This is a genomic window from Streptomyces sp. BE303 (assembly GCF_036290945.1).
GTDB lineage: Bacteria > Actinomycetota > Actinomycetes > Streptomycetales > Streptomycetaceae > Kitasatospora.
Window position 1 is genome coordinate 1 of record NZ_JAQYWZ010000517.1, and the last position, 618, is coordinate 618.

The 618-nt window shown below is 71.8% G+C and carries 1 protein-coding gene; it reads right to left on the reverse strand.

Annotated elements, in window-relative coordinates:
* Positions 1 to 618: acyltransferase domain-containing protein (locus PUR56_RS10900; RefSeq protein ID WP_329948732.1), on the reverse strand; the 618-nt coding region annotated here is incomplete at both ends.

The window sequence follows — 618 nt, forward strand, 5'->3', positions numbered from 1 at the left end:
AACCCACGCACCACGGCGCGGAAGTCCTCCAACATCGGCTCCCTCAGCCGGGAGTGGAAGGCGTGACTGGTCCGCAGACGGCTGGACTTCCAGCCCCGCCCACCCGCAGCCTCGGCAACGGCGTCGATCTCGGCTTCCCGGCCCGCGACCACCCCGGCCCCAGGGCCGTTCACCACGGCGACGTCCACGTCCGGGAACGCCTCCAGCACCTCCGCCTCGGAAGCACCCCCCGCGAGCATCGCCCCACCGGCGGGACGGGCCTGCATCAGTCGGCCCCGGGCCACGACCAACGCCGCCGCATCGCCGAGCGACAGCACCCCGGCCACGTGCGCGGCAGCGATCTCACCGATCGAATGACCGACCAGCACGTCCGCCCGCACCCCCCAGTGCGACAGCAGCGCGTGCAACGCCACCTCGACGGCGAACAACGCCGGCTGCGCGTACCCGGTGCGGTGGATCAGCGCCTCGTCCGCCAGAACCTCCGCCAACGGCCGGTCCAGATAGGCATCCACGTGCAACGCCACCTGGTCGAAGGCATCCGCGAAAACCGGGAACGCCTCGTACAACCCCCGGCCCATCGACGCACGCTGCGCACCCTGGCCCGTGAACAGGAACGCC